The organism is Senegalia sp. (in: firmicutes), assembly GCF_052088025.1.
In the GTDB taxonomy this organism is placed as follows: domain Bacteria; phylum Bacillota; class Clostridia; order Tissierellales; family SIT17; genus Anaeromonas.
Window position 1 is genome coordinate 74,952 of record NZ_JBQCYD010000005.1, and the last position, 6,698, is coordinate 81,649.

A 6,698-nucleotide genomic window follows, 5' to 3' on the forward strand; every position below is an offset into this window, starting at 1 on the left:
TAAAACCCTTCTTTTTAATAAAAAATCTTAAGGAATTTTCCTTAAGATTTTTTTGGTCTTGGTCCAAAGTATTGATAATAATCTATTTTTATTCTACCATTATATAACTTTCTTTTCTTTGCTGCTTTCTTACCATATAGCTTTTCAAAGTTTTCTTCTGAAGTTATTATATATTTTGACCATGTTCTGAGATCATTAAATTCTCTTCCCATCTGTTTATATAATTCATCTACTTGCTTTTTCTCACCAATTCTTTCACCATATGGTGGATTAGTTATGATTACTCCAAAACTGTTTTTTATATTTATAGTAGAAAATTTCCTTGCTTTAAAATCTATCACATCATCTACACCTGCTTTAAACGCATTGTCTTTTGCAATATCTATTGCTCTTTTATCCATATCTGATGCATATATTTTTAATTCTCTATCATGCTTTATAGCTTTAAAAGCATCCACTCTTTCTTTTTTCCATACTCCTTCAGGTATTATATCCCACTCTTCTGAAGCAAATTTTCTATTTAATCCTGGAGCTATATTTCTACCTATCATAGCTGCTTCTATGGCAATGGTACCTGAACCACAAAATGGATCTAATAATACTCTCTCATGAGTCCAAAAGCTTAATTGAACAAGGGCTGCTGCAAGTGTTTCTTTAAGTGGTGCTAGCATTGCTTCTTTTCTATAGCCTCTTTTGTGAAGTCCAACTCCCGATGTATCTATTGTAAGAGTTGCTATATCTTTTAAAAGAGCTACTTGAATTGTATATTTTGCTCCAGTTTCTTCAAACCACTCTGTATTATATTTTTGTTTCATTTTTTCTACTACTGATTTTTTTACTATTGCTTGGCAATCAGGAACACTATATAATTTAGATTTTATTGATTTACCTGTTACAGTAAATTCTCCATCTTTAGATATCAAATCTCCCCAAGGTAATGCTTTTGTCTTTTCAAATAATTCTTCAAATGATAATGCTTTAAATTCTCCTACTAATAGTAATACCCTATCTGCAGTTCTAAGCCATAAATTAGCTTTTGGAATGTCTTCTAATTTTGCAGAAAAAATAACCTTGCCATTTTCTACTTGTATATCCTTAAATCCTAAACTTTCTACTTCTCTTTTAACTATAGCTTCAAGTCCAAATGTTGCAGTAGCTATCAATTTTATATTTTCCATCAAATCTCTCCTTCGTATCCTAAATACATTTTATCAGAAAACTAACTTATTATCTATTATAACTAATTTAAATTTTTTTTAGCCAAAGCTAACATTTTTGTGTTAATTTTTATTTAGAGGGTATATTAATAATCGAATGATAATTTTTAAAATTAAGGGAGGAGTTTTAAATAATGAAAAGTTTAGGAGAATTTTTACAAACAGGTGACTGGAAAGGTGAAAAACACGTTCCAGTAATTCATATTGAAGATACTATCAATGCAGGTGAGCTTACAGAGCTTAAAGTGACTATTGGTGATGAAATTGCTCATCCAAATACTTTAGAACATCATATTAAGTGGTTTAAAATATTCTTTAAACCAGAAGATGGAAAGTTCCCAGTTGAAATTTATACAGCTACTTTTGACGCTCATGGTGAATCTGATATATTTGACGAACCACAAGTTGCAACTTATTTCAAAACAAATAAATCAGGTACTATCCACGTAATGAGTTATTGCAATATTCATGGCTTATGGGAAAATAGTAAAGAAGTAAAAGTAAAATAATTGAATTAATTAAATGGGCTCTTAAGAGTCCATTTTTTATTTCATGAATTTAAAGGGTATATATAGTTAGGTAAGATGAATAAATAATAAGGGAGGTTTTTTTATGAATGAAGAAAAAATGATAATTCTTAGAATGTTAAAAGAGGGTAAGATAAATGAAGATGAAGCATCTAAACTTTTAGATGCAATATATAATAAAGATAAATCAGAAGATAATTCAAAAACTAATTTTAAATCTAATAATAAAGATTGGCAAAAAGATTTTGATAATACGATTAATAAATTAGAAAATGGTTTAAATAAATTCGGTGAGAAATTTGGAGAAAAGATGGATAAAATAGGAAAGGAAATTAATGAAGATTCTGATTCATTTGCTGATAAAATAATGTCTTCATTTAATTCTTTTATAGATAAAGATTTAAATGATATTCTAGGTAGATATGAGATAAAAAAAGAAACTTTGGAACTAGAAATTGATGACATAGAAAATCTTCAATTAGATATTAAAGGCATTAATGGAGATATAAATATAAATCCTTGGAGTAAAGATTACATTTATGTAGAAGCTATATGTGAACCTCACCCCCTGAATAGAATATTCAGAGGGTGCTTCTATTTGCATTAACAAACAGACTCTCTGACTTAGATACAGCTATGCACACGATTGTTACTCAGTTTGAGCAACTTCTTTATGTAAGCTAATTAATGAAGCCAAAGTGCACTTGGTCCTAGTTGCTAACTCAGGAACTTTTGCCTGGATCAGCAACTCTTTCTTTTCAGAAAGAGTTTTTAAATATTCTCTGATAAAATATCTTGCACCGATATTGTAACTAGCATTGAGATCAGCATGATATGTTTTTCTTGTTGTGAAAGTACATAAATCCTTTTTAGCATTTCTTTTTACTTCTCCAGTACCATCAAATGCTAATTTTGAAGTGTTTCTAGGGTTTATAAAACTAGCTCTAATGCCTAAAGAATGAGCTTTTTCTATAGTCTTATTTTGGATTTTTCTTTTAGCCCAAAACTGAAGCTTATAGCTTAATTTCTTGGCTCCATAAAATCCTTTCGGTACTTTCATTTTAGATAGATACTCAAATACAATTACATCAGCTTGATATTTTTCAGCAAACTTTATTATTTGATTAACAGTATCTTGAACAATTTGGGTTTGATAATTATTAATTCTTCTCCAATAATTAGGCTTGCGCCCTATTCCAGATAACTTATTGATCTTCGATAATCTGCCTACGGCAGCATTCATACGGTCTTTTTCTATTGGCTGGTTGATAAATACCCTACCAATGACAGTTCCATCTGATTTAATCGCAGAACAAACAGCACTATTTGTAATACCTAAATCTACAGATACTACTACTCTATCTTTTAATTTTGTAGTTTTTAACCCTACTTTTGCTTCATAAGGAATATGTAAATAATATTTCTTGCCATTACGAACAAGAGTAGGATTTTGTTCTTTATATAAATCTAAATCAAGATTATTACTACCTTTGTAATCTATTTTTAGCCATATCCAATCATTATTTTGAAATATTTTAATCAAAGCAGAATTATCATCTAGTTTATTAAACATATTTTTCTTATAAAATACAGGAAAAGAATAATGGTTGTGACCCAATCTAGGTGGATTCTTAGTGAAATTCTGTTCCTCTTCAACTGCAACTTCTTTTTCTTCTTTCCAGTTTATTAAATTAGACCTATAACTAGATACTATCCCAGTAGCTTCATTAATAGCACTTCTTCTAAAGTAAGAAGGGAATTTATGAAACTTATAATCAAAATCATCATATTTAGGATATGGATTTTTCTTAGTTTTATGGATTAATTTCTCAACAAGAGTGAGCCTTTCCTTTGAAGTTTTTGACTCTAAAATATCCCATTCATCATTAACTACTTTTACTATGTATTGAACTGAATTTCTATAAACAGATAAGGTGTCTTCGAATATTGAATTATGGCTAGTAATTTTATATTTTACAGTCTTTACTATTTTCATAAGCTCACTCCTTTCTTGATATATTCTTAACCTTATTATATAATATCATTAATCAGTTGTAAAGGAGATATTATATGAAAAAAGTAGAATATAACACTAATAGACACTCTTGTTACAAATTACAATATCATTTAGTTGTAACTACAAAATATAGGCACAAATGCATAACTGGAGAAATACTAAAGAGACTGAAAGAAATATCCTTAGATTTATTCAGAAAGCAAAAATGTACTATTTTAGAAATGGAAGGAGAGCAAGATCATATTCATATATTATTTGAAGCTCCTCCTCAAGTTCAGCTATCGAAATTAGTGAATACACTTAAATCAGTATCCTCCAGATATATCAGAAAAGAATTTTCAGAGCATTTATCTAGGTTCTACTGGAAGCCTTATTTTTGGAACAGAAGCTATCTTCTTCTTTCATCGGGTGGAGCCCCTATTGAAACTATAAAAGAATATATTAAAAACCAAGAAACTCCTAATACGGCTAACACCCCCTGAATCGAAGATTCAGAGGGTGCTTGCGCCTTAACAGAAGATGTCAAATAAAAATATAAAAGCTCATAAAGAAAATACGACAGCTGATGAACAAGTAGTTTTAGATTTAAATACTACAAATGGCAAGATAATTATAGATTAATAATAATCCTCTTCTTTTTTTGAAGAGGATTATTATTATCTCTTTCTTATTTGAAGTGCAAATAAATCTTGTAATTTATCACTCATATAAGTATAACTATCATCTATCCCTTTATTATATATATCTTCTGCTAATTCTTCTAAAAAGAAATTTAGTATTAATTCTGCTGCTAAATCTCCTAAATCTTCATCCCTTTCTTTTAAAAAATAAACTTTTATTTTTTCTGTCATTACTTGTTTTTTATCATTACTAATTTTTATTTTTTTATCCACTTAAAACATCTCCCCTATTATATTTTACCTTAAAATTTGTATATGTATTGACATTTTTGTTTATTATATATATTATATATTAAAATGATAATATAAGCATTGATGGAAATAGTAGCTTTTTTATAGGGAAATAAGAGACAGATTGGTTGCTGAAAAATCTGCCCTAAATTTAAGTGAATTACGATTCTTAAGCTTCTATAGGAAACTATAGCGTCTACTACATGATACGTAGTATAATGAGGCATCTTTTGTAGATGTAAATTAAGGTGGTACCACGAGTTTTCTCGTCCTTTGGGATTTGAGAAGACTCTTTTTTATTACTCAAAATGAATTTTTTAAGGAGGTTTTTTAAATGGATAATATATACGATATTTTGGTAGAAAGAGGTTTCATAGAGCAAGCTACACATGAAGATGAAATCAGAGAATTATTAGGCAAAGAATCTGTAACATTTTATGTCGGCTTTGATCCAACAGGTGATAGTCTTCACGTAGGACATTTTGTTCAAGTTATGGTAATGATGCATATGCAAAGAGCAGGTCATAAACCTATCGCTCTTGTAGGTGGTGGAACTGCAAAAATAGGAGATCCATCAGGAAGATCAGATATAAGAAAAATGCTTACAGAAGAACAACTTAATAAAAATGTAGAAGGTCTTAAAAACCAATTATCTAAATACTTAAATTTAGATGGAGAAAATGGTTTTGCTGCAAATAATAAAGATTGGTTAGATGATTTAAAATATATCGAATTTATTAGAGATATTGGAAAGCATTTTTCTGTAAATAGAATGCTTACAGCTGAATGTTTTAAATCTAGACTTGAAAAAGGATTATCATTTTTAGAATTTAATTATATGCTACTACAATCCTATGACTTTTTAGAGTTAAATAAAAGATATAACTGTAAATTAGAACTGGGTGGAAATGACCAATGGTCAAATATTATAGCAGGTGTAGATTTAGTAAGAAGAAAAGAACAAAAACAAGTTTATGGACTTACTTTTAAATTACTTACTACTAGTGAAGGTAAGAAAATGGGTAAAACTGAATCTGGTGCAGTTTGGGTAGATCCAGATAAAACATCTCCCTTTGAAGTATATCAATATTTAAGAAATATAGATGATGCTGATGTAGAAAACACTTTAGCAATGCTAACATTTTTACCTATGGATGAAGTCAAAAGACTTGGTAATCTTGAAGGAGCAGAAATAAATAAAGCTAAAGAAATACTTGCCTTTGAATTTACAAAAATAGTTCATGGTGAAGAAGAAGCAAAAAAAGCAGAAAAAGCTGCTAGAGCATTATTTGCTGGTGGAAATGATATGAGTAATATTCCTTCTACAGAAATGGAAAAAGATAAATTTAGTGATGGAATAGGCCTTCTTGCACTTATGACAGAATTAGGACTTACTGCTTCAAATGGTGAAGCAAGGCGTCTTGTAAAACAAGGTGGAGTTTCAGTTAATGATGAAAAAATAAATGACATTAAAAAGGAAATTACACTTGAAGATTTTACTGATAATAAATTATTGATTAAAAAGGGTAAAAAGAAATATCATCAAGTTGTTGTGAAGTAAAAAAATGGAGGCAGTTGCCTCCATTTTTTAATTTGCTATAATATTTAATATAGATATAGTATGACAAACTGAAAAGGTGAAAACAAAAAAGAATAAAGTATAAAATCTACTCTATCTTAGTCATATCAATATTTATAGCTATTTTTATCAACTTGTCATAATTAGCATTAAGACAAATTGGATTTCTTGTTTTTCTCTAAATATATCTTTTTAGTAATTAAAACTGTGTTATTAGCAGACCAAACAAGTAATATAGCAGGAACAACTCTTCCTAATAAATTTTCACTTGAACTTATTAATCCTGACATGATTACAAAAACACCTGCAAAACAAATAATATCAATTAAATTTTTAATTTTCATATAAATTTATTCCTTTCTAAAAAGTTTTACTATGAGATTAAAGGTTTGAGTTTTACTTAATTCTTATTAAGACAAACTCATTAGCGCCTTATCATCTTTGATA

Annotated in this window: 8 protein-coding genes and 1 other annotated feature; of the genes, 4 read left to right on the forward strand and 4 right to left on the reverse strand. The window is 28.6% G+C overall.

Annotated features, from left to right (window positions below; genetic code table 11):
* Window positions 1-41 precede the first annotated feature (41 nt).
* The gene (locus ACTHUW_RS02485; protein ID WP_442212433.1) at window positions 42-1,178 is read right to left on the reverse strand and encodes a THUMP domain-containing class I SAM-dependent RNA methyltransferase; all 1,137 of its coding nucleotides are present in this window, start codon (window positions 1,176-1,178) and stop codon (window positions 42-44) included.
* Window positions 1,179-1,351: 173 nt separating this feature from the next.
* Here ACTHUW_RS02485 and ACTHUW_RS02490 point away from each other — a divergent pair, with 173 nt between their 5' ends.
* A complete protein-coding gene (locus ACTHUW_RS02490; protein WP_442196941.1) occupies window positions 1,352-1,726 on the forward strand; it encodes a class II SORL domain-containing protein in 375 nt (124 codons plus the stop codon).
* 103 nt (window positions 1,727-1,829) lie between these two features.
* The gene (locus ACTHUW_RS02495; RefSeq protein ID WP_442199090.1) at window positions 1,830-2,351 is read left to right on the forward strand and encodes a hypothetical protein; all 522 of its coding nucleotides are present in this window, start codon (window positions 1,830-1,832) and stop codon (window positions 2,349-2,351) included.
* A gap of 42 nt (window positions 2,352-2,393) precedes the next feature.
* Here the strand turns inward: ACTHUW_RS02495 and ACTHUW_RS02500 are convergent, their stop codons facing one another.
* Complete coding sequence (locus ACTHUW_RS02500; protein WP_442199089.1) at window positions 2,394-3,740, reverse strand: IS200/IS605 family accessory protein TnpB-related protein; 1,347 nt, start codon at window positions 3,738-3,740, stop codon at window positions 2,394-2,396.
* 74 nt (window positions 3,741-3,814) lie between these two features.
* On the opposite strand from ACTHUW_RS02500, the gene tnpA reads away from it, so the two are divergent.
* Window positions 3,815-4,243: an IS200/IS605 family transposase gene (gene tnpA, locus ACTHUW_RS02505; RefSeq protein WP_442196944.1), complete on the forward strand. Its 429-nt coding sequence runs from the start codon at window positions 3,815-3,817 to the stop codon at window positions 4,241-4,243.
* A 174-nt stretch (window positions 4,244-4,417) separates the two neighbouring features.
* On the opposite strand, the gene ACTHUW_RS02510 is transcribed toward tnpA, so the two are convergent.
* On the reverse strand, window positions 4,418-4,654 hold the full coding sequence (locus ACTHUW_RS02510; RefSeq protein ID WP_442196945.1) for a DUF2164 domain-containing protein: 237 nt from the start codon (window positions 4,652-4,654) through the stop codon (window positions 4,418-4,420).
* Window positions 4,655-4,744: 90 nt separating this feature from the next.
* Window positions 4,745-4,949, forward strand: a binding site (T-box leader).
* 57 nt (window positions 4,950-5,006) lie between these two features.
* Between ACTHUW_RS02510 and tyrS the strand changes: the two genes are divergently transcribed.
* Complete coding sequence (gene tyrS / locus ACTHUW_RS02515) at window positions 5,007-6,233, forward strand: tyrosine--tRNA ligase (protein WP_442196946.1); 1,227 nt, start codon at window positions 5,007-5,009, stop codon at window positions 6,231-6,233.
* A 167-nt stretch (window positions 6,234-6,400) separates the two neighbouring features.
* Here tyrS and ACTHUW_RS02520 read toward each other — a convergent pair whose 3' ends face one another.
* Window positions 6,401-6,541 carry a hypothetical protein gene (locus ACTHUW_RS02520; RefSeq protein ID WP_442212435.1) on the reverse strand — a complete coding sequence of 47 codons (141 nt, stop codon included), beginning with the start codon at window positions 6,539-6,541 and terminating at the stop codon, window positions 6,401-6,403.
* Window positions 6,542-6,698: the final 157 nt, after the last annotated feature.